This is a genomic window from Caecibacteroides pullorum (assembly GCF_019239235.1).
Lineage (GTDB): Bacteria > Bacteroidota > Bacteroidia > Bacteroidales > Bacteroidaceae > Bacteroides > Bacteroides pullorum.
In genome coordinates this window covers 208,633-233,768 of the sequence record NZ_JAAZTS010000003.1, presented here as the reverse complement: position 1 = coordinate 233,768, position 25,136 = coordinate 208,633, and the positions used below count along the sequence as shown (strand labels likewise).

The window sequence follows — 25,136 nt, the reverse complement described above, 5'->3', positions numbered from 1 at the left end:
TTGCAGGCAGAAAGGTCATTTGTCGGATGAAGCCAAATATTTATCGTATCTTTGTCTCACTGATTCATTCAAAAAATACATTCAACTATGATAGCAAACGAAAGAGACGTCCGTCACGAACACATACTGAGTGTAGCCCGACAAATGATGACAGCTGCACGCACTGCCCCTAAAGGCAAAGGTATCGATGCCATCGAAGTTGCCATGGCGACCGATGAAGATTTGCAAAAGCTCTCTGCTGAAATGCGGCAAATTTCAGAAGAAACCGGTATGAAATTCTTTCTGCGCGATGCCGACAATATATTGCAAGCCGAATGCGTGGTTATAATAGGTACACGTGAACAACCTCAGGGGCTGAACTGTGGACATTGCGGATATGCCACCTGTGCTGCACGTCCGAAAGGCGTTCCTTGTGCTTTGAACACTGTCGACGTAGGTATTGCCATCGGTTCAGCCTGTGCTACAGCTGCCGACATGCGTGTCGATACCCGCGTTATGTTCTCTGCAGGCCTGGCTGCCCAACGCTTGCAATGGTTGCCCGAATGCCATAGCGTATTTGCCATCCCTGTCAGCGCTTCTTCCAAAAATCCATTTTTCGACCGCAAACCTAAAGATGCCAATAAACAATGATGGAAACAACCGCAACCATACTTCCTGCAGAATGGACACGCCAAAGTGGCGTACAGCTGACTTGGCCACATGCAGCTACCGACTGGGCCTACATGCTCGATGAAGTTCAGACGTGTTTTCTCCACATCGCCCGCGAAATAGCTGCTCGCGAACTGCTTCTCATTGTCACTCCTGAACCCGAAGAAGTGAAACGTCAGATATCCGATACGGTCAATATGGAAAACGTACGCCTCATACAATGCGCAACCAACGATACGTGGGCACGCGACCATGGCGCCATTACCCTACTCGATGCTGACGAACCTGTTCTGCTCGATTTCAAATTCAACGGCTGGGGGTTGAAATTTGCTTCAGATAAGGACAATCTTATTACCCGCCGATTGGTCGATGCCAATGCACTGCATGGCAGATATGTCAATTGCCTGGGCTTTGTTCTCGAAGGAGGTTCCATCGAAAGTGATGGTAAAGGTACTTTGCTCACCACATCAGAATGTCTGCTTTCCCCCAATCGCAACGGACAAATGACTCAAAAAGAGATAGAGACATACCTTCGCAATACTTTTCATCTACAACAAGTTCTCTGGCTGGATCACGGTTACCTGGCGGGTGACGACACAGATAGCCATATCGATACCTTGGCACGCCTTTGTCCCAACGACACCATCGTATACGTGCAATGTACCGACATAACTGACGAACATTACGAAGCCCTTCGCCTCATGGAAGAACAACTGAAAACGTTCCGTACCTTGAAAGGCGAGCCCTATCGTCTGCTCCCCTTGCCCATGGCCAATGCCATCATCGAAGATGGCGAACGCCTGCCGGCTACCTATGCCAACTTTCTCATCCTGAACGAAGCCGTGCTCTACCCCACTTACAACCAGCCCGACAACGATCGCCGTGCCGCCGAAGTGCTTCAGCAGGCCTTCCCTGATTACGAGATTGTGGGTATCGACTGCCGTGCCCTTATCTGCCAACACGGGTCGCTGCATTGTGTAACGATGCAGTATCCTATAGGAGTCTTACGATAACATTAAAAAATAACAAAACACAGATTAGTACAATATGAGAAAAATAAAAGTAGGCATCATCCAACAAGCCAATACCGCTGACCTGCGGATGAATCTGATGAATTTGGCCAAGAGCATTGAAGCATGTGCTGCTCATGGTGCACAATTGGTTGTACTGCAAGAGCTACACAACTCACTTTATTTCTGCCAAACAGAAAATACACAACTTTTCGACTTGGCCGAACCTATCCCTGGCCCTTCTACAGGTTTCTATTCCGAACTGGCAGCTGCCAACCGAATTGTTCTTGTGACTTCGCTCTTCGAAAAACGTGCACCAGGGCTATATCACAACACAGCTGTAGTCTTCGACCGTGATGGAAGCATTGCAGGCAAGTATCGCAAAATGCACATCCCCGACGATCCTGCATACTACGAAAAGTTCTATTTCACTCCAGGTGATTTGGGCTTCGAACCGATACAGACCTCGCTTGGCAAACTAGGCGTGCTTGTCTGCTGGGACCAATGGTATCCTGAAGCTGCCCGCCTCATGGCATTGAAGGGAGCTGAACTGCTGATCTACCCCACTGCCATTGGATGGGAAAGTACCGATACAGATGACGAAAAAGCCCGCCAGCTGAATGCCTGGATTATTTCACAGCGTGGACATGCCGTAGCCAATGGGCTGCCTGTCATTTCCGTGAACCGTGTCGGTCATGAGCCTGACCCTTCGGGACAAACCAATGGCATTCTTTTCTGGGGAAACAGTTTCGTAGCAGGTCCTCAAGGCGAACTCTTGGCTCAAGCCAGCAACGACCGTCCAGAAAATTTAGTGGTTGAAGTCGACATGGAACGTTCTGAAAACGTACGCCGATGGTGGCCTTTCCTTCGCGATCGCCGCATCGATGCTTATGAAGGTATTGTAAAAAGATTTATCGACTGAAAAAAATGAAGTAAACCACTGAAAATCAACGAAAAGTAACACGTTTATTCATCAGAAAGTTTACCGTACCATAGATAAAGAGGCCGAGGAACTGAGCCAGATATTCGTTACAATCCCACAGTTCGACCAGTACGATAAGAAAAAGGAATTGGGCAACATAAGCCATTCCGAAAGCAATAAGAAAGAGCAGCACCTGCCGCCAGGTGTTGCTCTTTTTGTCTGTAGGAAATATCCAGTACTTGCACCAGATGAAGTTATGCGTCTGTGCAAGCACGTAAGCCGTCACGTTGGATGCCAGATAGTGAATGCCCAAAACGCCCATCATGATTCCGATGGTCGCCGCAGTAATCAGTGCATTCAGCGTGCCGATTACCGCAAAGCGGATGATTCGTGTTGTTTCTTTCACTATCGGTTCCAGGTGATTAGAAAGTTATTCTTTTACATCTACAATCAGATTCAGTTCGTCCAACTGTTTCTGATCGAGGAAGCCCGGTGCGTCAAGCATCACGTCGCGTCCGCTATTGTTCTTCGGGAAGGCAATGCAGTCGCGGATGCTATCCAGTCCGGCAAAGATGCTCACCCAACGGTCGAGACCATAAGCCAAACCTCCATGAGGGGGTGCACCATACTTGAAAGCATTCATCAGGAAGCCAAACTGCTCCTCTGCCTTCTCTGGCGTAAAGCCCAGGATTTCGAACATCTTAGCCTGCAACTTCGCATCGTGGATACGGATTGAACCACCTCCCACTTCGATACCGTTGCAAACCATGTCATAGGCATCAGCACGCACAGCAGCCGGATCGGTATCCAGCAAGGGGATATCTTCGTCCTTCGGATGAGTGAACGGATGATGCATGGCCATCAAACGGCCTTCTTCCTCGCTCCACTCGAACATCGGGAAGTCTACTACCCACAAAAGAGCAAATTTGTTCTTGTCGCGCAATCCCAGTTGGTAACCCATTTCCAGACGAAGTTCACAAAGCTGCTTGCGGGTTTTCATTGCATCGTCACCACTCAGGATCAGAATCAAGTCACCCGGTTTGGCACCAAAAGCTTCTTTCATCTGTTGCAGTACCTCTTGCGTATAGAATTTGTCTACACTCGACTTTACGTTACCATCAGCCTCTACACGAGCGTAAATCATGCCTTTGGCTCCGATCTGCGGACGTTTCACAAACTCAGTCAACGCATCGAGTTGCTTGCGTGTATAGTGGGCTGCACCCTCGGCACAAATACCACCGATGTAAGCTGCATTGTCGAATACCGAGAAGCCATATCCCTTCAGGATGTCCATCAGTTCGACAAACTTCATGCCGAAACGCAAGTCGGGCTTGTCACTACCATAATACTTCATGGCGTCTGCCCATGGCATGCGTTGGAAAGGTTCTGTCAACTCAACGCCACGCAATTCCTTGAACAGATACTTGGCCATTCCCTCGAAGAGTTCGATCACATCGTCCTGTTGCACAAACGACATTTCGCAGTCAATCTGTGTAAATTCCGGCTGACGGTCAGCACGCAAGTCCTCGTCACGGAAACATTTGGCAATCTGGAAATAGCGGTCGAAACCTGATACCATCAGCAGCTGTTTCAGCGTCTGCGGGCTCTGAGGCAACGCATAGAACTGTCCCGGATTCATACGTGAAGGAACGACAAAGTCGCGCGCACCTTCAGGAGTAGAACCGATGAGCAGCGGAGTTTCCACCTCGATAAAACCTTTGCTATCCAGATATTTGCGCACCTCGATAGTCATTTTGTGGCGCAGTTCCAGATTCTTGCGGACAGCCGTACGGCGCAAGTCCAAATAACGGTATTTCATGCGAATATCATCGCCACCGTCCGTATTGTCCTCGATGGTGAAGGGAGGAGTCAGAGCTGCGTTCAGAACATTCAGTTCCGACACGATAATCTCAATGTCACCCGTAGGAATGTTGCTGTTCTTGCTGAAACGCTCGTTTACTGTACCAGTCACCTGAATAACGTACTCACGTCCCAAGTGATTGGCCTGTTCGCACAAGGCAGCATTCACTTCCTCATTGAATACTAACTGGGTGATGCCGTAACGGTCGCGCAGGTCGATGAAGGTCATGCCTCCCATCTTACGGCTGCGCTGCACCCATCCGGCCAGCGTCACCTGCTTATTGACATCGGAGATGCGAAGCTCTCCGCAAGTATGTGTTCTATACATTTTTTATTGAGTTTTGATTTTATGAGTGCAAAAGTACGGAATATTTGGAATACTCTCTCTATTTTTTTGTCAGCTTTTTAATCTGCTCTTTACCTTTATCCAAAATCATACGGTTTTTGTGCGAAATATCCTCTACAATTGTCTCGTTGAGCTGCTTCAAACCATTGATATAGTCCTGTGCACGTTGCAGCACATTGACAGAACCTTTTCCGGCATTACGGGGCACGATGACTTTCAATTCCTTCTGCACAATAGTCACTTCCACATCCTCTCCTGCCATCATGGGGTCGCCGTCAAAATGCACTACGCCCGGCTTTGTACGATGAATGCGCAGAGACTTACACTGGAAAGTCTTGATGCGGCTGTTTTGGTTAATGGTCTTGTTGAACAGCTGAAAAGACAATGCCGGTACGTCGAGTACCGTAAACGGTTCCAGAATCGTTACGTCGAGCAATCCGTCGTTCAAGGTAGCTTTCGGAGCAATATAAGCATTGTTTCCATACTGTGACGCATTGCCGCAGGCTATCAGGAAAGCTTTGTAGCGTGCCGACGGATTTCCGTCCATCTCCAGTTCATAAACTTCCGGACGGTATTTCAAGCTTTCGCGCAGCGTCTGCTCCAGATACGTCAGAGGTCCCCTTCTGCCGGCTTGCGAAAATTTCAGGCTGACAAAAGCATCGAATCCCACCCCACACGTACAGAAGAAAGGTACATTATTTATTTTACCGTAATCAATAATGTCCGTCACTCCGTCGTTGATGATATCCACCGCTTTTTTCGGCTCCATAGGGATCTGCAGATGGCGTGCCAGTCCGTTGCCCGATCCGCAGGGAATAATCCCTAGCGCCGTTTCCGTATGAACCAGCGAACGGGCAATCTCGTTGATAGTGCCGTCACCTCCGATTGCCACTACCGCAAAAGCCCCTTCAGCAGCTTTCCGTGCGGCAATCTCCACAGCATGTCCGGCATATTCGGTATAGACCACCTCTTTATCATAGCGTTCCTGGTCCAACCTTTCGTTCACCCAAGCCAGGATTTGCTCTTTACTCTGAGTGCCCGATACCGGATTTATAATAAAAACTATTTTTTTCTTATCCTTATTGTCCATTCCTAAATAAGTGGGATTATCATGTCCTGCAAAAGTAATACAAATCCTTAGAAGAATGGCAAAAAACTTCTCCCTAAAACAATCATAGGTAGTTTTTTTAGTCCAATCGATGCAAAAAAAGAACTAAAATTGCTATCTTTGCCCCCGTTTTTGAAACTTGAGCAAAAAAAACATACTAATTATAAGACATTCAATGGGTTTACTACAAGAAAAATTTGCGAAATACGACCTGCCCCAACAATTCATGGCCAAAGGCGTATATCCTTATTTCCGTGAAATCGACAGCCACCAGGATACAGAGGTACTGATGGATGGCAAAAAAGTCCTGATGTTCGGCTCCAATGCCTATATGGGACTGACGTATGACAAGCGAATCATTGATGCGGCCAAAGCCGCCACTGATAAATATGGCACGGGATGTGCCGGCTCACGCCTGCTGAACGGTACACTCGACATTCACGTACAGCTGGAGAAAGAGTTGGCCGAGTTCGTAGGAAAAGACGAAGCCCTCTGCTTCTCCACCGGATTTACCGTAAACGAAGGTGTCATTCCCCAGCTGGTAGGCCGAGGCGACTACATCATCTGTGACGACCGCGACCACGCTTCTATCGTCGACGGACGCCGCCTTTCATTCGCCACTCAGCTAAAGTATAAACACAACGACATGGAAGACCTCGAAAAAGAGCTCCAGAAATGCGAGTCCGATGCGGTCAAACTGATTGTCGTAGACGGCGTGTTCTCCATGGAAGGCGACCTGGCCAACCTGCCTGAGATTGTCCGCCTGAAGAAGAAATACAATGCAAGCATTTACGTCGACGAAGCACATGGCTTGGGCGTATTCGGCCGTCAGGGAAGAGGTGTCTGCGACCATTTCGGCGTAACCGACGATGTAGACCTCATTATGGGTACCTTCAGCAAGTCACTGGCCTCTATCGGTGGTTTTGTAGCTGGCGACAAGGAAGTCATCAACTGGCTTCGCCACAATGCCCGTTCCTACATCTTCCAGGCCAGCAACACGCCTGCTGCAACAGCCGCAGCCCGCGAAGCGCTCCACATTATTCAGAACGAGCCCGAACGCATCCAGCGCCTGTGGGACATCACGAACTACGCATTGGAAGCTTTCCGTAATGCCGGATTCGAGATTGGTGACACCGAGTCACCCATCATCCCCCTCTACGTTCGCGATACGGAGAAGACCTTCACAGTCACCAAGCTGGCTTTCGACGAAGGCATCTTCATCAATCCCGTCATCCCGCCCGCCTGCGCTCCGCAGGATACATTGGTACGTGTAGCCCTCATGGCCACGCACACCAAGGAGCAGATTGACTATGCAGTTGAGAAGTTAACCAAATGCTTCAAACAGCTGGATATCATAAAATAACATATAACAGTATATTGCTAAATATAAAGAAGGCTGCGCACATGATGTGTACAGCCTTTTTCTTTACCTTACCAACCCATCTATAAAGCAGCCTTACAGCTTACAGCGGACTTCCGCTATATCAAGACAAGGATGTTCCCATTCTTGTCGTAACTTGTCACCTTCTCGGTGAAACGGCCTGCGTTGGTACCGATGTTCGTGCCTTCCCCGTAGACCGCATCAAGCAGGCGGTTCAGCCCGTCGTAGGTGAACTTGTAGCCGCGGGTCGTTGTCTCATTACCCGCCTGCCACGTCATGCCGCTGATGTTTCCGTTATAACAGGGAGTTGCGCCGTCGTTGTACTGCAAGGTCTGCGTAAACTTCCCGCCAATCCCCGTCAGCCAGTCGCGGATGTTGTAGGTATAAGTCTGGCGGTTTGCCTCCAATCCGTGCGGGGTCTTACTTTGCAGACGGCCCAGCTCGTCGTACGTGTTCTCGACCAGCGTCACCGTCACGCCGCCCAGCGTGTGCTCCACCTTCGTCAGGCGCTCCGCGTGGTCGTAGGTGTACTCGGTGACCTCCGTGAGTGTGGGCTTCCCGCCGGCCGTGTGCGTGTGGCTCACCACGGCGGGCTTGCCCGTGAAGGTGTAGACCGTCGACGTCACGTCGTGACCGCCCAGCAGGTTGCTCTGCACAGCCTGCGTCACGCGGCCGCGCGTGTCGTAATAGTAAGCCGTATAAAGGTTCTGCACGGTGCCCGAGCCGTCCGTTGCGAGCGAGACGCGACCCGTCAGCTTGCCCTGGCCGCTCACCGTGGCCGCCGGATAGACGCTCCCCGTGAAGCCTTCCGTGCCCAGGAAGCCGTAGCTGTCGTACAGGTGACGGACATGCACCGTCTTGCCCCCCAGGGGGCTCTTCACCGTACACTCCCCTTCCTCCGTCAGGCGGCCGAAGGCATCGTACAGGTAGTAGCTCCAGCGCCCCGAAGCGCGCTGAACGCCGTCCTGCGAGAACACAAGGCGGTCCATCGCGTCATACTCGTAAAACGTCTCCCCGCACCCAGGCCGGCGGCCGCAGGTCAGACGACCCAGACCGTCGTAGGAGTAGCTGTAGCCGGACGACGCGAGCGAAGAGGAGGAGAAGTCAGTGCCCATCGCGGGAGTCAGCACGTGGCGGAGCAGCCCGCGGGAGTCGTACACGTAGTACGTGTCGGCGTAGCTGTCACCGGAGAGCACCCCGCGGTCCAGGAGCGTGCGACCCTGCTTGTCGAGGAACGACAGGCGGACGTGACCGTCCTCGTCCGTCGAGCGGACCACTTCGAGAGAACCCGAAGGATACAGGCCCCCGTCGGACAGGACGCCCGAGGACGTCACCGTGAAACGGCGGCACGAGAGGAGCGGGCTGTCCGCATCGTTCGTCCCGTAGCGGAGGGCCGAGGGGTGCCCCAACCAGGCGGAACCAACGCCCGTCACCTGAAGCGGACGCCCCAGAGGGGACTCCTCGCGCAGCGTCTCTTCGTAGGGACGGGAGTCGGACGTGAAGGACACGGCACGTTCGGGAAGGTCCGAGACGAAAGCGCCGTCGAGGCCCGATACGGGCACCTGACGCCAAACGCGCCACACACGCCCGCGGCGGTCGTAGTCCGTGAAGTCAGCAAGGTCGGCGCCCGAAGGGGAAGCGCCCGCCCGCAACGTCTGCACGGGGCGTCCCAGGCCGTCGAAATAAGACAGCGTCTCCAGGAAAAGGTTGCCCGAGGTGTCGAGCATGTCGCGGCGGAGGATGTGGCTGCGGTCCATGCTGCGCCCCGGTGAGGGCGTGGCATAGGACGGGGCGGGATCGGGAGAAGGGACATGGCCGCTACCGTTGTACGGAACAGGCGTGTCAAGCGTGTAGTCGCCCACAAGGTTGTCGATGACGAAGGCGAAGCGGAGCTCGTGGGCATCCATTTCGCCCTGACGGGAAATACGGGCTATGTAACTGCCGGCGGGGACATAAGCGTTGTAAGCGCTCGGATACCCCGTCAGAGGACGGTATTTCAGTTCATACTCCATAGCCTCGGGACCCCCGGTCAGCAGACGGCTCTCATAGAGGGAGGCGCCGTCTGCGGGACTGAAAAACGAGGGACCGAACAAGGAAGGATCGCCGATGCTGAAACGAACCGTCACATCCACCTCACGGCAACCTTGGGGAATCTGGAAGGAGAGAGGATGACGGTCGGCCACGGCAAGCGTGGTGTCAGCGCGGAATACGGACTGGGCGGCGGTAAAGGAGCCGCAGACAAGCAGCAGGGCTAAAAGGACGCCCGTGCGCAGCAGGAAGGGGTTAATTCGGATTGCTTTCATGATACTCATAAGTGGAAAGGATGTGTTGTTCGTTGTCTTTGATCACATTCAGGCGCCCGGCGGAGTCGTAGCCGTAGTAGGTGGAAGTACCGTCGGGAGCCGTATGGCCCGTAGGACCCACGTGCGCATCGTAACGCCAGTATTCCAACTGGGCCTCGGGATGAGACGAGCGCAGGCCGTCGAGCAGGGTGTAGACGCTTTCGGGAACACTCTGAGAATCGCTCAGTTCCGAAGGCGAAAGCCCGGCGGAGGTCAGCACAGAGAAAGGGAGGTTGCGCGCGGAGGCAAGCAGGTGCTTACCCCCGTGCGACCACAGCAGAGAGGTCACCGTACCGTCGGCCGAGGTCACCTGGCAGGGTTTGCCGCAGGGAAGGTACGAAGAGTAGCTCTCAACCGTGCGGAACGTGCCGCCCGAGCCGTCCGTGCTCTCCTCAACGGAGCGGAGGCTGTAGCCGCGGGTGGTCGAGGCGTCGGCCGCATACACGTAGCGCACCGTGCGGTACAGCTCCCCACCGGCATACTGTTTCACCTCAACGGGAGTGGAGAGGTCGTGCGCGGAGGTCATCAGTTGGTCTACCGGACCCTGGCGGTCGAAAGGATAGGTGTACTCCGTCAGCTCGTCCACGCCGGAGCTGGTGGAAACCGCCGTCCGGCGGATCCGGTTGTACGAGCCTTCCCGGGTATGCGACACGGAGCGTGTGTAGGACAGTCCACCGCCGTAGTACAGCGTCTCGCCACGGCCCGTGGGGTCGTTGTCCACCACCGTATAGTCCTTGCCCGAAAGGCGGGTGAAGGTACTGCCGTACAGCTCGCGAAGACGCAGGCTGTTCTGGACCATCGACTCGTCAACGCCTTCCACCAGAGCGGTGCGTTTCAGCTCGTTCACCGTCACCAGACGGAAGGGACGGGCGTGGGTGCGTTCGCCGGACTTCCACGCGTGCTCGTGAAGCTCGCTGCGTGTCTCGCTGCACAGAAGCGAAGCGTTGTTCAGCGGCTCGTCGATGCTCTCGAGCATACCGGGGGTCGTGTAGTAGGAAGAAGGAAACTCCGAACGGTTGTCGTAGCAGTGGACCGTGGCCTCGCCCAAGTAAAAGCCTGAAACGGTAGAAGAGGAAGAAGAAGGAAAAGTGAGCGTGGGCGACACGTATTCCATCACACGGTCGAAGTAAACGCGGTCGTCTGCCGTCACCACGTTGCTGTGGCTGTAGAGCGTGTAGTCGACGCTGCGAACCGTCGGATTGGTGGTGCCGCCTTCCACGTAGTGCTTCTGGAGTTCCTGACGGTAGGCAAGCGGGCACATCGGGAAACGCGTGCATCCGATGCCTTCTTCTTCATCGCCCGAGTAGTAGAGGAAAAGGCGACGGACTGCATGGCCCACCACCGGACGGTCCGTGATTTCCTTCACCAGAAGTCCACCGCCGTACATATAGCCGTCCGCCTCGCCGGGAGCCGGAATGCGGCCCATGGTGTAGGTATATTCGGTGGTGCCGCCGCCGGGCCAGGTAATCTGCCGGAGGCTGTAGGTCGTGGCAGCGGAAAGGTTACCGCGCTTGTCGGCGTCGCCGATTTCGAACGTATACGTCCGGCTGCCGTTCCGTATCTCGGCCTGCTGGCGGGCTACGAAGCCGGTATTGCCGGTCTGCCCGTTGTAGTAGCCCCAATAGTCGACGGCCTTGGTGTCCGGACTGAAACCGCCGCTGTAGTAGGCAAAACTGTAAGTCTCGACCGGATCGCCCGAGGCGTCCTTCACTTCAACCTTGTCCAGCAGCAGGCGCCCGTAGCTGTCGAGGTGCTTGGTCAGGCTGACCGTACGCAGAACTCCGTCCGGGTTGCGCACCGTGACGGTGGACAGGGCGTGGTGGGTGGCGTCGTAGCCGAACGTGACGCTGCCCCCGGCGAAACGGATCGTGCCGACAGGACGGATGTCCACCTGGGCCACCGCGCCGAAATAGGGACGTCCGCCCGCGCCGCTCCACGCTTCGAAGTTGGGCACTTCCGTCCCGTCGGCCTGCCGCGTCGTGCCGTTCATGTAGTAGTACGTTTCCTGGTTGCCGACCCCTTTCCAGTAACCGGGATGGGGAGGAACACCCGCACCGGGCGTGTGATAGTCCGGCCAGTTGTCCTCTACCGCGTAGTAGTCGTAACGACCGTTATAAACTTCCTGGGGGAGGTTCGTCACGTAGTCGAACGACAGGGTGTCGCCGTCGGGAGAGATCATCTGCGTGGCCTTCCAGGCGGTCACGGTCTGATACGTGTTCAGCAGGTTGGTCTCCTCGCGCGAGGCGCTGCTCCCTCCGAAGAGGTAACGCACGCCGTTGCCGTCGGTCACCGTCAGCCCGTTGCGGAAGTTGGCGCTCACCCGGGGAGCGTCGAGCTCCACCTCCAGCGGGTCGCGATGGAACATCCGGGGAGTGAAGGCATAGTTCGAAGCCTGCTCGAGCGCAAAGTCCGCCTGACCCCCCCCGGAAGGCGGATATGGAAGAAGTCTTCGAGCAGGTCGCAGGTGCCCATGCCCACTTTGGCAAGATACAGGTCCGACTGGCTCGTCAGGTTCGACTTGTCATACAGGAAAGAACGTTCGTCCGGCAGTCCGCGCACCTCGCGACTGATGACCGGCTCCGCCTCCAACGACCATCCCAGAGCCACCAGACCGTTCTTCTGGTCGGCCTTGACGCCGCCCGTCGTATAGACCAGAGAGACGGGCAGGCTGAACGATGCGGTACGGATGGTATAGAGCGGGATGCGGACGGTCACGCGGCCCGTCGCATAGTCTCCCTCATCGGGTTGTCGGCGGAACAGGCCGGAAGCCTGGACAGACGACGGATAAAAGTTCTGGGAACGGGCTGCAATGTCATAGCTCGAAGGAGTCTGCCCGTAGGAAGGCAGAAGGGAGACGGCAGCCAGAAACAACAGAAAAAGAATGGGTTTGTTCATAAGATACATACGATTAATAGTTTGAAAAAAAGGCTGCCCCACGACTGGGAACAAACTGCGGGGCAGCCCCGTCCAGAATGGTGCGGAAAGGCTCCGCACATGCCTTACAACAGGTTCGCCGCCTGGGCGCCCAGCGCGCCCGCAATGGCCGAAGCCACGGCGATGATCACTTTCAGGATCGTGTCCCAAACAGATTTTTTGATTGCCATAGTTCTTTAATTGAAAATTGAGAATTGAGAATTGAGAATTTCTTTTAATGGAGAACTGAGAATGGATAATGGATAATTAAAATTTGAGATGCGAACGGATCATTCTCCATTATCCATTATCCATTCATGGAGTTATCCATTCTCACAGCGGACTGCCGCCCTCTTCGTCATCCTCGCTACCGCCGTCGGGTTCGGTACCGCCCTGCACGTTCAGCTTCTTCAGCTGCGACTCCAGGTCGACGAAGTCGATGCGGTCCTCCACACGGGTGGTGGCGGGATCCAGGTTGGGACGGATGGCGCTCGAGGCGCGGAAGTTGATGCGCACGGACTTGATCTGGTCCGCCCCGCAGTCCTCCTTCCGGTCCACGCCCTCGGTGGTGGCCGAGAGGCTGAAGACGCCGAAGCCGTCGACGTTCACCGAATGCCCGTTGTAGAGCTCGGCCCGCATGGCGGCGACGAAATTGGTCAGCACGCTGCGGATGTCGCCCAGCGTCAGCGAGCTGCTTTCCTTCATCTGCTGCGCCAGCGTGTCCAGCGTGGCCGACTTGCCCCAGACGATGAGCTGGGGGTGGTACTTCCCCGTGCCGTCCTTCAGCGCGGGGTTCTTGCGGAATACGCGTTTGTAGGTTACTGACATAATCGCTTGCTTTTTTAAAAAATTTGGCGTATGTTTGTACGGTGGGCATATACGCCTTCGCCCTGTCTTCCGGTCGACACCACAAAGGTGGGAAAAACTGCGGCGGCAGGATGCGGACTCGTGTCTGCCCGTGCGAACCTGTGCGCACTTGTGCGGACTCAGGCGGACTTCATGCAAACTTCCGGGTCCGGCAAGACACAGAAGAGAGAGAGAAAAAGCATTCAAAAAAAAAGAGACAACAGCAAACAGCCCCATGATACAGCAATTGGAATTATTGGGACGTACGATAGAGAGGCAACTGGGAGTGTTATCCGCCATCGGCAGAACACTGGACCTCATCGAACAAAAAGAATACCCACCCGACACGACGCCCGACAAGCTATTGGAATATCTCCAATCCCTGAACCGGCAACTGACAAGATGCAGGGAAAACTTCAACGACAAGGACGAATGGCAGAAGAAGCTGACAAGCGCCAAATCCCCAACGGTGTTCTACTACAGAAGGAGACTGCCGCCTCAAGAAGAACAAAAATATCAGCATACCGGACAGAAAGAAATGAAACTGTTCGATACAGCCATGGAGAATCTGGAGAAAATATTCAGCGCAAAAAAAATCCTCAGCGAAAGACTCTGCATCGAACTGAGGAAAATGCTCAAAGAGGTCGAAGGGCAACTGAAGGAGAACGACAAACTGGTAGACAAGGAGCGAAAGGAAAAAGAACGGCAAAAGAAACTGATCGAAGAAGAACTCCTCCGCGCCAAGCGAAACGCCGCCTGGTGAACCGCAAAAGCGGCATAGTTCCTCCGCAGAACTATGCCGCTTCTCACAGAAAACATACCCGCTTGAGGGGCGGAACAATCACGGCTCTCCCAGATACTCCACCAGCAGCCGCACCTGCCGGAGGGAGAAACAGATGTCGTTCTTCCCCTCGCGGCCGGAGTAGAGGCGGTCGTGCAGTTCGCGGTTGTGGCGGATCCAGCGGTTCAGGCGGTTCATGGCCGTGCGGTCAGCCAGGCCGGGGCTGTAGAGGCGGGCCAGGTCCACCTTCAGGTAGGGACGGATGGCGAAGGGAGCTTCGTCGGCAGGCATCAGAGGGGTATCAGTCTTTTTCATAAGCTTCGGGATTTACGGGGTTGTCACTTTTTTTTATTGTCTTTCCCGCCGTTTTCGGCGATTTTGGGGTCCGTTTTCGGGGTTCGGGGTCATTTAAACCCGACGTCTGGCGCGACAAGCGCTTCTTGCGATACCCATCTTTCTGCTTCACAATCAGTTGCGCTTTCTGCGCCCGCTGGAGCATCCGCTTGGCCGTGCTGAGCGAGATGTCGGACGTCATGGCCGTCTCCACAAACTCGGTGTACGAAAATTTTCGTGGAAGGACGGCCAGCACCTGCTCCAGCAGGTGAGTCTTGCGCAGGGCGGGCATGGGACGGTCGCTGTCCGGCAGCGAGGTGCAGAGCAGCAGGCTGTGCTCCAGCACCGTCTGCGTAATGAGCAGCGCCGAGCGGAAGTCCGCGTCCGTACAGGTGTATTCGGGCGAATGGCGGAAACCGTCCCACTTGCGGAAGGCGGTGAGCAGGGCTGCCAGACGCATGGCCAGCAACCCGTGGCGGAAGATGATGCCCAGCAGCGTGTCGCGCCCCTCGGCGTGGGTCTCGGCCAGCAGGCGGCTGAAGAAGGCGGTGTGCCGCTCCCACTGCGCAGGCGTGAAGTTCACCCGCGTGGGGCTTTCCAGCAGGGCCAGGTGCATGCCCAGCAACTCCTCGCCCAGGGTGTGGAAGTAGGAGCCGAGGTCGGGCTGCACGCTGTCCGGGGCGCAGGACTCCCAGCAGACCGACGGCGGACGGGTGCACACGGCGAAGCGGCTGTAGAGCCCCGTCTCCAGCGAGCGGAAGAAGCGGGCAAACTGTTCGGGCGTGCCCGACATGGCCAGCGCCAGCCGCGGACGGCGTGCCACCAGCGGCAGCCCGTCCACCTTGTAGGACGAGGCCACCTCCTCGTGATGGGCCGCCTTCAGCAGGATGTCCTCGAAGCGGCCGTAGTCCGTCCCGATGGCTTCGGTCAGCGTGGCCATCTCGGTGGTGGCCATGGCGCAGCCGGCTTCGCCCGCCGCGGCCAGGCACTCGATCAGGCGGCTCTTGCTGATGGTGGCGGGCAACTTGAAGTAGGGCATCTTCTCCTCCTCGGGCTTCAGGGCAAAGTCAGGCTGGCGGCGCTGCTTGCGGGCTTCGGCCAGCTCCTGTTCCCACAGGGTCTGCGCCTCCTCGTTCTTCCGGCGCCGCTCGCTGCGCAGGCGGCCGTACCAGTCTTCGGTGGCGTCGAGCAGCGAGGCGGTGAAGGCCACGACTCCCTTGCCCGTACCGGCCGGGGCCACGACGGCCAGGTAGAAGTGGGGCGAATACTCCACCCGCTTGTAGAGGAAGCGCACGCGGGGCAGCAGCGCGCTGCAGCTGTTGAGCGAACCCAGCAGCAGGAAATCGCGCTCGTAGGCATTGGCCGCGGGGCGGACACACCGCTCCAGCAGCGGCGGCAGGGCGTCATACACTTCCCGGGGGATGAGGGGCAGGGCAGCCATGAGGGCTTCATTTTTTTCCGACACTTCGTCCGCCTCGTCGGCCGTTTTCGCCGAAAAACCGGGTTTAAGGGAACCCTGAAACTTGCCTTGGCCCTTTTCGCCTGCCTTTTCCGGCGGCATTTGCGAACTAACATACTGATAACCAGACAGCACCCGCTGGCGGATGTCGCCGGCGTTGAAGTCGGACATGGCGTGGCGGGCGGCATAGAGCGCGATGACCTCGTCCAGTTCCTGCGTCGAAAAACCTTTACGGCGGGCCGAGCGGCCCAGGCGCAGGGCGATGTCGTTGCGCTGTCCGGGACGGAAGGGATACTCCTGCTCGAAGCGGTGGACGAAAGCCGCCAGGAAGCCTTCGCCCGGCACGACGCCGGCATCCTCTCCGCCTGTGGCGGCAGAAGCGGTGCCCACAGGTTGCGGGGCGGTAGGACGTGATGCGGGAACAGCCTCCGCAGGGTCGTAGGGGAAGGGCGTGGCGGCGGGATTGTAGTACGCGGCGGGGTCCCAGGAGTAATAGCAGGGCTGGGTCACGGGGGCGCACTTCTCGTCGTAGGCATGGCGCACGGCGGCACTCACCGCACGCCCCACGGCAGCGTAGACGGGCGCATAGCCCCCGGCCAGGTCCTCCGTACGGATACGGACGAAGATCTTCACCCCTTCGCCCGATATGCTGCGGAAGGCGGCCGCCACATAGGGCAGTGCAGCAGCCAGGGCCATAATCTCGTCCGTTCGACCGACGGTGCCGTCGTAGTCCGCACACGCCAAGCCGCTGTACGACTGCAAGTTGCTCGCGGCATGCCCGCCGAAACAGCGACACGAGGGCGTGACGCAGGGCATGGACGACTTGACGCGTTGTGCCTCGGCCTCCTGTCCGCGCTGCGAGCGCAGGCGACGGTACTGCTCCACCCGCTTGCGGAAGGCCTCGCCGCGGATGTCGGCCACGAACTGCTCGAGTGTAGTGTCCGTGGCACATTTGCTCCTCACGCTGCTGAAACGCGAGAAGCAGAAGATGTTTTTGGATGTTGTTTCCATCGTTTTTGTGATTTTAAAGTCCGGCAAGGGCACCATTGCCCTTGCACAGAGGCAAATCACGGAAGAAAACAACAAAAGAATTCCGGCGGATACCGCACTTTTGGGCAGACACGAAGTGAACGGTATGCAGACAAATGTCACCGTCACTCACATGGATGGACACAGATTATACGCTGAAAACCAAGCTTCTGGAGAGAAATCTATATCTATCCGTATAAGCGAAGGTGAGTTTTTCCATCTCTCCCCGCCCGTCCGAAAAGTGCGGCGCCTGTCGCGAGCGGACTTTTAAGACGATTTAACGGCCGGCATCCGTCTTCTCGGAATCGCGCATGTTGATAAAATCATTGCAACGCCACAAAATATTTCCGCCGACATGGGGACGGAACTCGAAAAAAGGACTATCTTTGCCGCCGGTTTTGGTATCGCAGCCCCACCCGCTTCGGAGGCCGCGATGAAAAGGGAACCAGGTGAAAGTCCTGGACAGACCCGCTGCTGTGAGTCCCCGCCATGAAGAATCCTTGGAAAACCCCAAGCCACTGTCCCCTACCAACGGAGGGATGGGAAGGCATCCAGGGATTGGGACAAGTCAGAAGACCTGCCAGAATCTGCCAACGTTTTAACGCTTTCGGGAAATAAGGCGGTGAAACATCGAGTCGGACCTTTCTTTGCCGGACATCCCCCTGTCGCGGACAGGCGAGGGCAAGGCCGTTTCTCTTTGTACTTCTTCTGTCCCTGTTTTCCCGTAGAACTGATAGGAATATGAAAATGGGTAAAACAAACATCCGCTCCTGCCTCCTGCTCGTCGGGATACTGCTGTGTCTGGCCGCAGGCAGCCTTGAGGCCGTAGGCCAAGTCAAGGTGCGCCTTTCGGGCAAGGTGACCGACCGCGAAGGCCATCCGGTGGAACAGGCCACCATCGCCATCGAAAACAGCAGCACGGGCTGCTACAGCCATACGGACGGACGCTACGAACTGATGGTGACGCCGGGCAGGCATGTGGTGGTGGTGTCGTTCGTGGGATACGAGACACTGAAGATGCCGCTTCGCATCGACGGACCTACGACCCAGGATTTCCGCCTGAAGGAAAGCAACGTGGGACTGGGGACGGTAGAGGTGTACGGCAAAAGCCAGACGCAGAAACTGAAGGAAGGCGTATTTGCGGTCAACGCGCTGGACGTGAAGGCACTGGCCTCTTCACTGAACGACCTGAACAGCCTGATGGACCGCACGACAGGCGTCAAGGTACGCGAAGAGGGCGGCGTGGGTTCGGACTTCGATCTGTCTATCAACGGGCTTTCGGGCAACTCGGTGCGCTACTTTCTGGACGGCATGCCACTGGACAGCAAAGGCAGCGGCATGTCGCTGGCCAACCTGCCTGTCGGCATCATCGACCGTATAGAAGTGTATAAGGGCGTAGTGCCTGCCCACCTGGGTACCGACGCGCTGGGCGGTGCCATCAACATCGTCACGAAGCAGGAGAAGAAAAACTACCTGGACGCTTCCTACGGCATCGGCTCGTTCCATACGCACAAGGCAGACCTGAACGCACAGTGGGTGGAACGGCGGACGGGACTCATCGTGCGGCCTACGGTGGGCATCAACTATTCGAAGAACGACTATCGGATGAAAGACGTAGAAGTGTGGGACGAAGAGGCAGACGCCTACTTCTACGCCGACCGCAAGCGTTTCCATGACGACTATTTTTCCCTGCTGGGCCAGCTGGAAATAGGTTTCGCCGACAAGTGGTGGGCCGACGCCTTCTTCGTCTCGGGGTCCTACTCGAAAACGGACAAGGAACTGCAGACCGGCTCGGTGCAGACGGTGGTCTACGGTATGGCCGAACGGCAGACGGACGCATGGAACGTGGCGGCACGCTACCGGAAGCGCGACTTCCTGGTGGAGGGACTACAGCTGAACGCCTCGCTGTCGCACACGTGGGACCACTCGCTGACGGTAGATACCGCCTACCGGAAATATGACTGGAACGGAGGCTACATCGTGAGCTCACGCAACGAAATTACGGGAAACAAACGCTCGATGCGCCACTACAAACGTCCGATGACCCTGGTACACGCCAATGCCGACTATGCGCTGAACGCACACCATGGTTTCAACCTGGACTACTCGATGAACCGCACGGGCAATGACCGCTATGACGACCTGGATACGGACTTCGAACCGTCGAACGACATACTGACCAAGCATATCACAGGCCTCTCCTACTATCAGTCGTTCTTCGACGACCGATGGAACAACACCTTCTTCGTGAAAGACTACGTGAACCATGCCAATATCCGCCAGACCGACTCGGGCGCGACGACGGGCTCGAACAACGTGCGGGGTTCCATCACCCGGAACTACTGGGGATATGGCATAGGTACCCGCTTCACCCTTGCCGCTCCCTTTGCCGTGAAGGCCTCTTTCGAACACAGTGTACGCCTGCCCATCGCCCGCGAACTGCTGGGCAACGGAACGACGGTCTATGCCAACGTGGCACTTGAGCCCGAAAGCAGCGACAACGTCAACCTGGGCTTCTTCGGAACCTGGCGTCCGGCTGCCGGGCACACGTTATACTACGAAGCCAACGGTTTCCTGCGCAATGTGGACAACTTCATCCAGGTGCAGGTGATCGAAAAGGAGGGCATGATGCAATACCAGAACGTTCCGGCCGTACACATCAAAGGCATGGAAGGGGAAGTGCGCTACGACTGGCAGAACAGACTGCAACTGTCCGGCAACCTGAGCTTTCAGGACGCACGCGACCAGCAACAATACAAGACCGACGGAAAACCTTCGGCCACCTACAACAACCGCCTGCCCAACCGCCCCTGGCTGTTCGGCGGAGCCGAAGCAAGCTATACGTTCCACAACGTAGGCCTGCCGGACAGCCGCCTGCGACTGAACTGCAACTACCAATGGGTGCACTGGTATTTCCTGACGTGGGAAGCCTATGGTTCGTACGAGAACAAGTCGCGCATACCGACGCAGCACATCTGCAATGCGGGCCTCTCCTACTCGTGGAAGAACGACACTTACAGCCTGTCGCTGGAATGCTCCAACCTGCTGGACGAAACGGCTTACGACAATTACAAGCTGCAAAAGCCTGGCCGGGCCTTCTTTGCCAAATTCAGACTATTCATCAACTAATCTAACCAATAACCAATTGTTTCATTATGAAAAAATTCAAATTTTTACTGAGTGCATGTATGGCTGCCCTGCTGGCCACTTCTTTCACAGCCTGTTCGGACGATCCCGCCGAAGGAAACGGAGGCAACAATAATCCGGAAGAAACGACGAAGGACTATCACTTCGACCTTTTCCTTAGTGTGGGCAAGCATGGCGGCATGAGCCAGGGCGACGGAACCATCGTCAGAAGTGTATCCGACCTGAGCGCCGATGCAGACAAGATTACGATCGAAGGAATCGGCTCCGAATTCGAATCCAATGGAAACACCTACACCATGGAGGCGATCGTGAAAGGCAAATATTATTATGAAGTGCCTTACCAGCCGGCCGACCGCTTTGTGAAACTGGAAGTGAACTATGACCCCACGACCGGCAAAAACGCCCTGAACGTTGTTGGCCAACGTCCGTTTGCCGACGGCTATACATTCAAGGCACGCTCGTACACACACGCCTGGCTGGACGACAACACACTGCTCATCATGGCCGCCAACGGCGATGCAGACAAAATCATCTGGACCAAGCTGAACGCCGACGACATGAGCATCATCGACAGCGGTACCCTGAGTGAAATTACTGCTCCCGAAGGCTATCCGGTACTCACGACGTCGGGCATCCTGACCTACCGCCAAAGCGACAAGAAACTTTATTATTTCTACTTTGCCAAGACTTCGAAACGGAACGGAAAGGCTACGCCCTATTTCTACACGGCTATCATCGACCCGGCTACTATGAAGGTGGAAAGCAACGAACCGAACAATATAGCCCAACAGACAGCTGGCAGCGCCTACGGCGAACTGATGCAGAACAGCGTGATGTATGATGAGGATGACAATCTTTACCTGGCCACTTTCACTCCGGACGAAAACGAAAAGGAAATAGGCCACCTGCTTCGCATCAAAAAGGGCGAAACACAGTTTGATACGACTTACGACGGTTATCCGAACGCTGACGGCAAGTTGCTGACCATCCAATACCTGGGCAACGGAAAGGCACTAGCCTACGCACGCAACGATGACGGTGACCCGCAGGACGGTACGCTCAACATCGACTCCTACTGCCACTACTACACCATCCTGAACCTGGCAGACGGCACAAGAGAACGGCTGAAATACAACGGTGAGGAAATAGCCTACAATGCCGGCCGCTTCTCCCAACGCACGGCCGTTGTCGACGGGAAAGCGTATGTAGGCGTGAATACCCGTGAGGAATCCTGCATCTATGTCTACGACATCGCAACAGGGAAAGTTGAAAAAGGAGCAGAGGTGGATGCCAGCTTCTACTTCGACATCCTGCGCGTAATGAGCAACCAGTAATCAGCCCCTGCATGAGAAAAGTCCTTACTTTACTTTTGTTATGTCAAACCGCCCTCCTCTGTCGCGCATACGGAGAGGGCGGTTTTGTTCCTTGCGACTTGCTTGCCAATCTGAAGAGTGGCGAGAAAGCAGCCCTGCTGATGGTACATTTCGGTACGACATACGACGACACACGTGCCCTCACCATCGATGCCCTGAACCGGAAAGCGCAGGAAGCGTTTCCTGAACTTACCTTTACCGAAGCCTATACATCGCGCATTGTCATCCGCCGCCTCAAGCAACGCGGCATCCGGAAAGACACGCCGCTCGAAGCACTTCTGCGCCTGAGGGCCGAAGGCTATACACACGTCGTCGTACAGAGCAGCAACATCATTGACGGAGTGGAAATGGAATCGCTTCGGCGCGACGTGGAAAGCGTACAGGCTTTCTTTAAAGAAATTCGGGTGGGTACTCCCCTGCTCTATTCGGTGGACGATTGCCAGAAAGTAGCCGATATCCTGACCGGACGCATGGGCGCAGCAATGTCGGATGGGAAAAAGGAAACGGAACATTTCGTGCTCGTAGGGCACGGCACTTATACTCCAAGCGCAGCTGTCTACAGCCAAATGGACCATGTACTGAAAACCACCGGACACTCAAACTGCCACGTAGCCACGATAGAAGGCTATCCGACCTTCGACACCCTGCTGGCACAACTGAAAGCTGCGAAAGCCCGAAAAGTGACCTTACAACCCTTCATGCTGGTGGCAGGCGACCATGCCCGCAACGACATAGCCACAGAATGGAAAGAAAAACTGGAAGCAGAAGGATATACCGTTAATATACGCCAGGAAGGCCTGGGACAAATACCCGAAATCCAAGACATCTTTATCGAACACCTCCGCTTCAGCCTGCACCATCGCAGTGTAGGCATCATGGAAAAGAAAGCTGCCTATGCTGCCGGAAAAGATTGAGACAAGACTGAACCACCCGCGATAAAGACAGCAGTAACGACCGGAAAGTTTACTGAAAAAACGTATCTTTGCCAAAGATTATGAAATCCAAAGAAATGAAACAACCGAAAATAATCGTTGCCGGCATCGGACCGGGCAACGAACAAGACATCACCCCGGCCGTCAAGGCTGCACTGCACGAAGCAGATGCCGTGATAGGCTACAAATACTATTTTCAGTTTATCACTCCTTACCTGCATCTGGAAACACCCTGCATCGACACAGGGATGAAACGCGAACGCGTGCGGGCCGAACAGGCTTTCGAACTGGCAGAGCAGGGAAAGACGGTATGCGTCATCAGTTCGGGCGATGCAGGCATCTATGGCATGACACCGCTCATTTACGAAATGAAGCGCGAACGGGGCAGCACTGTCGAAATCGTATCCCTGCCCGGCATCAGTGCCTTTCAGAAGGCAGCCTCCCTGCTGGGCGCACCGGTGGGCCACGATTTTTGCGTCATTTCCCTCAGCGACCTGATGACTCCGTGGGAACGCATCGAGAAACGAATCGTAGCCGCTGCCCAGGGCGATTTTGTCACTGCTGTCTATAATCCCAAAAGCGAAGGCCGCTACTGGCAACTCTATCGGCTGAAAGAAATATTCCTGCAGGAAGGCCGTTCCCCACAGACACCTGTGGGCTACGTCCGCCAGGCCGGAAGACCGGAACAGGAAGTACACGTGACCTCCTTACAAGAATTTGATCCCGAACAGACAGACATGTTCACAGTCGTCATTATCGGCAACTCACAGTCTTATGAATGGGAAGGCAGCTTTGTTACTCCCCGGGGATACTATCGGGAAAACGAGGAATCGGGAGCTTCCATCGGACAGGACATCATGATACGCAGTTTCCGTACCATCGAAAGCGAACTGAAGAACAAGGATATCCCCTTGGACCACAAATGGGCCCTGCTGCACGCCATCCATACCACGGCCGATTTCGAAATGGAAGACTTGCTGCGGACCGACAACCATGCCGTATCTACGCTGTACAGACAGATTGCTGACGGACAAGTGAAAACCATTGTCACCGATGTGACCATGGCCGCCAGCGGCATCCGCAAGGGAGCGTTGCAACGGCTGGGAGTGGAAGTGAAATGTTATCTCAGTGATCCGCGCTCGGCTGAAATGGCTGCTGAAAAAAAGATTACCCGTACACAGGCCGGCATCCGACTCGCGGTAGAAGAACATCCTGACGCCCTGTTTGTCTTCGGCAACGCGCCGACGGCCCTGATGGAGCTATGCGACCTGATTCGCAAAGGGAAAGCCCGTCCGGCAGGCATCGTGGCAGCGCCTGTAGGTTTCGTTCACGTAAAGGAATCCAAGCACATGGTGAAACCTTTTACAGAAATCCCCAAAATCATTGTGGAAGGACGCAAAGGAGGAAGCAACCTGGCCGCTACGCTGGTCAACGCCATCCTTTGCTACAACGATGCCGAACAACTGCGTCCCGGCCGAGACGTATAAACAGATAAATATGGAACAGAATTTCATCCTGATAGGACTGGATGACAGTCCCTCACCCTTCTTTCCTCCCGAAGTACAGGAATTGATCCGAAACGGAAGGTACTTCTCGGGCGGTGTACGGCACAGGGAGATTGTAGCTTCCCTGCTGCCGGATGATGCCACGTGGATGACCATCAACATACCGCTGGACAACGTATTCACACAATACAAGGCCCATTTCGAGACCGACGGACATCCTATCGTGGTATTCGCTTCGGGCGATCCGCTGTTTTTCGGTTTTGCCAACACGCTCCGTAAACGGATGCCTGAAGCTCACCTGCAACTCTATCCTGCCTTCAACTCCTTGCAGACATTGGCACACAGGATGGTAATCCCCTACAGCGACATGCGAAACGTATCGCTGACCGGACGCCCCTGGCAGGAACTGGACAGAGCCTTGATAGAACGAAGCACCCAAATCGGCATCCTGACCGACCGGGAACACACTCCCGACGCCATTGCCCACCGCATGCTGGACTATGGCTACAGCCAATATACGGTCTATGTAGGCGAACACCTGGGAAACCCAGACAAAGAACGCATCCGCCGGATGACGGTTGAAGAGACTGCCCGAAGCTGCTTTGAACGCCCCAATTGCTTGATCTTGAAAGCTAACACTCCTCTCCCACCACGTCCCTTCGGTATTCCTGACGAGGCTTTCGATCATTTGGACGGACGTGCCCGCATGATAACCAAGGCCCCTATCCGGCTGCTTACGCTCCGTGTACTCGAACTGAACAGCCGACATGTGTTTTGGGATATCGGTTCCTGCACGGGTTCGGTATCCATCGAAGCACGCCTTCAGTTTCCGCATCTGACAGTCGTTTCTTTTGAAATACGTCCCGAAGGCAGACAACTAATGGAAGTGAACAGTCGCCGCTTCAGCGTTCCGGGCATACAACATCTGACAGGAGACTTTCTGCAAACCGACCTTTCCTCCTTACCTCTTCCCGATGCCGTATTTATCGGTGGTCATGGAGGCAAACTGGGCGTAATGATGGAAGGAATAAAGAAACTTCTCCAGCCCGGTGGATGTATCGTCTTCAACTCCGTATCTGCCGAAAGCGGGAAAGCCTTCCGCGAGGCAGCCGCAAAACTGGGTATGCAACTGCAACCATCGGTACGCATTGCGTTGGATGACTACAATCCCATCGAAATAATGAAAGCTACCTTATAATAG

The 25,136-nt window shown here is 55.4% G+C and carries 21 protein-coding genes and 1 riboswitch; of the genes, 11 read left to right on the top strand and 10 right to left on the bottom strand.

The annotated features are described in order from the left end of the window. The first annotated feature begins 87 nt into the window (after positions 1–87). The 3 genes from HF894_RS04385 to HF894_RS04375 are packed head-to-tail and all read left to right on the top strand — an operon-like array spanning position 88 to position 2,580. Positions 88–630: a ferredoxin domain-containing protein gene (locus HF894_RS04385; RefSeq protein WP_204971243.1), complete on the top strand. Its 543-nt coding sequence runs from the start codon at positions 88–90 to the stop codon at positions 628–630. Beyond that, entirely contained in the window at positions 627–1,661 is a 1,035-nt protein-coding gene (locus HF894_RS04380) for an agmatine deiminase family protein (protein WP_204971242.1), read from the top strand. Before HF894_RS04385 ends, HF894_RS04380 begins: the two co-directional genes overlap by 4 nt. Before the next feature lie 34 nt (positions 1,662–1,695). Then, on the top strand, positions 1,696–2,580 hold the full coding sequence (locus HF894_RS04375) for a carbon-nitrogen hydrolase (RefSeq protein WP_021848490.1): 885 nt from the start codon (positions 1,696–1,698) through the stop codon (positions 2,578–2,580). A gap of 25 nt (positions 2,581–2,605) precedes the next feature. Here the strand turns inward: HF894_RS04375 and HF894_RS04370 are convergent, their stop codons facing one another. Genes HF894_RS04370 through HF894_RS04360 form a run of 3 tightly spaced genes read right to left on the bottom strand, consistent with a single transcriptional unit; the run spans position 2,606 to position 5,876 of the window. Further along, complete coding sequence (locus HF894_RS04370) at positions 2,606–2,986, bottom strand: GtrA family protein (protein ID WP_021848491.1); 381 nt, start codon at positions 2,984–2,986, stop codon at positions 2,606–2,608. Between the two features lie 24 nt (positions 2,987–3,010). Beyond that, positions 3,011–4,768, bottom strand: a complete 1,758-nt coding sequence (gene aspS, locus HF894_RS04365) for an aspartate--tRNA ligase (protein ID WP_204971241.1) — start codon at positions 4,766–4,768, stop codon at positions 3,011–3,013. 58 nt (positions 4,769–4,826) lie between these two features. Further along, on the bottom strand, positions 4,827–5,876 hold the full coding sequence (locus HF894_RS04360) for a diacylglycerol/lipid kinase family protein (protein ID WP_204971240.1): 1,050 nt from the start codon (positions 5,874–5,876) through the stop codon (positions 4,827–4,829). A 193-nt stretch (positions 5,877–6,069) separates the two neighbouring features. Here HF894_RS04360 and spt point away from each other — a divergent pair, with 193 nt between their 5' ends. Next, positions 6,070–7,257: a serine palmitoyltransferase gene (gene spt, locus HF894_RS04355; protein WP_204971239.1), complete on the top strand. Its 1,188-nt coding sequence runs from the start codon at positions 6,070–6,072 to the stop codon at positions 7,255–7,257. Between the two features lie 116 nt (positions 7,258–7,373). Here spt and HF894_RS04350 read toward each other — a convergent pair whose 3' ends face one another. The 5 genes from HF894_RS04350 to HF894_RS04330 all read right to left on the bottom strand — a co-directional run bounded on the left by HF894_RS04350 (position 7,374) and on the right by HF894_RS04330 (position 13,358). Then, on the bottom strand, positions 7,374–9,587 hold the full coding sequence (locus HF894_RS04350) for a DUF6443 domain-containing protein (RefSeq protein WP_218417844.1): 2,214 nt from the start codon (positions 9,585–9,587) through the stop codon (positions 7,374–7,376). Beyond that, positions 9,559–10,959: a hypothetical protein gene (locus tag HF894_RS04345; RefSeq protein WP_204971237.1), complete on the bottom strand. Its 1,401-nt coding sequence runs from the start codon at positions 10,957–10,959 to the stop codon at positions 9,559–9,561. Before HF894_RS04345 ends, HF894_RS04350 begins: the two co-directional genes overlap by 29 nt. Positions 10,960–11,933: 974 nt before the next feature. Beyond that, positions 11,934–12,611: a hypothetical protein gene (locus tag HF894_RS04340; RefSeq protein WP_204971236.1), complete on the bottom strand. Its 678-nt coding sequence runs from the start codon at positions 12,609–12,611 to the stop codon at positions 11,934–11,936. Between the two features lie 5 nt (positions 12,612–12,616). Next, on the bottom strand, positions 12,617–12,715 hold the full coding sequence (locus HF894_RS04335) for a smalltalk protein (protein ID WP_159436296.1): 99 nt from the start codon (positions 12,713–12,715) through the stop codon (positions 12,617–12,619). Between the two features lie 148 nt (positions 12,716–12,863). Beyond that, entirely contained in the window at positions 12,864–13,358 is a 495-nt protein-coding gene (locus tag HF894_RS04330) for an HU family DNA-binding protein (protein WP_204969829.1), read from the bottom strand. A gap of 253 nt (positions 13,359–13,611) precedes the next feature. Here HF894_RS04330 and HF894_RS04325 point away from each other — a divergent pair, with 253 nt between their 5' ends. Beyond that, the gene (locus tag HF894_RS04325) at positions 13,612–14,139 is read left to right on the top strand and encodes a hypothetical protein (RefSeq protein ID WP_204971235.1); all 528 of its coding nucleotides are present in this window, start codon (positions 13,612–13,614) and stop codon (positions 14,137–14,139) included. A 78-nt stretch (positions 14,140–14,217) separates the two neighbouring features. On the opposite strand, the gene HF894_RS04320 is transcribed toward HF894_RS04325, so the two are convergent. Next, positions 14,218–14,472, bottom strand: a complete 255-nt coding sequence (locus tag HF894_RS04320; protein WP_234984101.1) for a DUF4248 domain-containing protein — start codon at positions 14,470–14,472, stop codon at positions 14,218–14,220. Beyond that, entirely contained in the window at positions 14,459–16,960 is a 2,502-nt protein-coding gene (locus HF894_RS04315; protein ID WP_204971234.1) for a DUF3987 domain-containing protein, read from the bottom strand. Before HF894_RS04315 ends, HF894_RS04320 begins: the two co-directional genes overlap by 14 nt. On the opposite strand from HF894_RS04315, the gene HF894_RS04310 reads away from it, so the two are divergent. From HF894_RS04310 to cbiE, 6 genes are all read left to right on the top strand, one after another. After that, positions 16,938–17,249, top strand: a complete 312-nt coding sequence (locus tag HF894_RS04310) for a hypothetical protein (RefSeq protein WP_204969832.1) — start codon at positions 16,938–16,940, stop codon at positions 17,247–17,249. The two genes, HF894_RS04315 and HF894_RS04310, sit on opposite strands and share 23 nt — an antisense overlap. A 111-nt stretch (positions 17,250–17,360) precedes the next feature. Further along, a riboswitch (cobalamin riboswitch) is annotated at positions 17,361–17,577 on the top strand. Between the two features lie 142 nt (positions 17,578–17,719). Continuing rightward, positions 17,720–20,107 (top strand): TonB-dependent receptor, encoded by a 2,388-nt coding sequence (locus HF894_RS04305; RefSeq protein ID WP_394369817.1) that lies wholly within the window; start codon positions 17,720–17,722, stop codon positions 20,105–20,107. A gap of 26 nt (positions 20,108–20,133) precedes the next feature. Next, the gene (locus HF894_RS04300) at positions 20,134–21,459 is read left to right on the top strand and encodes a hypothetical protein (protein ID WP_204969833.1); all 1,326 of its coding nucleotides are present in this window, start codon (positions 20,134–20,136) and stop codon (positions 21,457–21,459) included. A gap of 11 nt (positions 21,460–21,470) precedes the next feature. Then, positions 21,471–22,412 (top strand): sirohydrochlorin cobaltochelatase, encoded by a 942-nt coding sequence (locus tag HF894_RS04295; RefSeq protein ID WP_204971232.1) that lies wholly within the window; start codon positions 21,471–21,473, stop codon positions 22,410–22,412. A 95-nt stretch (positions 22,413–22,507) separates the two neighbouring features. Then, positions 22,508–23,917, top strand: a complete 1,410-nt coding sequence (gene cobJ, locus HF894_RS04290; protein ID WP_204971265.1) for a precorrin-3B C(17)-methyltransferase — start codon at positions 22,508–22,510, stop codon at positions 23,915–23,917. 10 nt (positions 23,918–23,927) lie between these two features. Beyond that, on the top strand, positions 23,928–25,133 hold the full coding sequence (gene cbiE, locus HF894_RS04285) for a precorrin-6y C5,15-methyltransferase (decarboxylating) subunit CbiE (protein ID WP_204971231.1): 1,206 nt from the start codon (positions 23,928–23,930) through the stop codon (positions 25,131–25,133). Positions 25,134–25,136: the final 3 nt, after the last annotated feature.

Bases quoted from the DNA above. Each gene is read 5' to 3' on its own strand.
- HF894_RS04385 (WP_204971243.1), top strand. From the start codon at position 88: ATGATAGCAAACGAAAGAGACGTCCGTCACGAACACATACTGAGTGTA.
- HF894_RS04380 (WP_204971242.1), top strand. From the start codon at position 627: ATGATGGAAACAACCGCAACCATACTTCCTGCAGAATGGACACGCCAA.
- HF894_RS04375 (WP_021848490.1), top strand. From the start codon at position 1,696: ATGAGAAAAATAAAAGTAGGCATCATCCAACAAGCCAATACCGCTGAC.
- aspS (WP_204971241.1), bottom strand. From the start codon at position 4,768: ATGTATAGAACACATACTTGCGGAGAGCTTCGCATCTCCGATGTCAAT.
- HF894_RS04360 (WP_204971240.1), bottom strand. From the start codon at position 5,876: ATGGACAATAAGGATAAGAAAAAAATAGTTTTTATTATAAATCCGGTA.
- spt (WP_204971239.1), top strand. From the start codon at position 6,070: ATGGGTTTACTACAAGAAAAATTTGCGAAATACGACCTGCCCCAACAA.
- HF894_RS04350 (WP_218417844.1), bottom strand. From the start codon at position 9,587: ATGAGTATCATGAAAGCAATCCGAATTAACCCCTTCCTGCTGCGCACG.
- HF894_RS04330 (WP_204969829.1), bottom strand. From the start codon at position 13,358: ATGTCAGTAACCTACAAACGCGTATTCCGCAAGAACCCCGCGCTGAAG.
- HF894_RS04325 (WP_204971235.1), top strand. From the start codon at position 13,612: ATGATACAGCAATTGGAATTATTGGGACGTACGATAGAGAGGCAACTG.
- HF894_RS04320 (WP_234984101.1), bottom strand. From the start codon at position 14,472: ATGAAAAAGACTGATACCCCTCTGATGCCTGCCGACGAAGCTCCCTTC.
- HF894_RS04310 (WP_204969832.1), top strand. From the start codon at position 16,938: ATGTTTTTGGATGTTGTTTCCATCGTTTTTGTGATTTTAAAGTCCGGC.
- HF894_RS04315 (WP_204971234.1), bottom strand. From the start codon at position 16,960: ATGGAAACAACATCCAAAAACATCTTCTGCTTCTCGCGTTTCAGCAGC.
- HF894_RS04305 (WP_394369817.1), top strand. From the start codon at position 17,720: ATGAAAATGGGTAAAACAAACATCCGCTCCTGCCTCCTGCTCGTCGGG.
- HF894_RS04300 (WP_204969833.1), top strand. From the start codon at position 20,134: ATGAAAAAATTCAAATTTTTACTGAGTGCATGTATGGCTGCCCTGCTG.
- HF894_RS04295 (WP_204971232.1), top strand. From the start codon at position 21,471: ATGAGAAAAGTCCTTACTTTACTTTTGTTATGTCAAACCGCCCTCCTC.
- cobJ (WP_204971265.1), top strand. From the start codon at position 22,508: ATGAAACAACCGAAAATAATCGTTGCCGGCATCGGACCGGGCAACGAA.
- cbiE (WP_204971231.1), top strand. From the start codon at position 23,928: ATGGAACAGAATTTCATCCTGATAGGACTGGATGACAGTCCCTCACCC.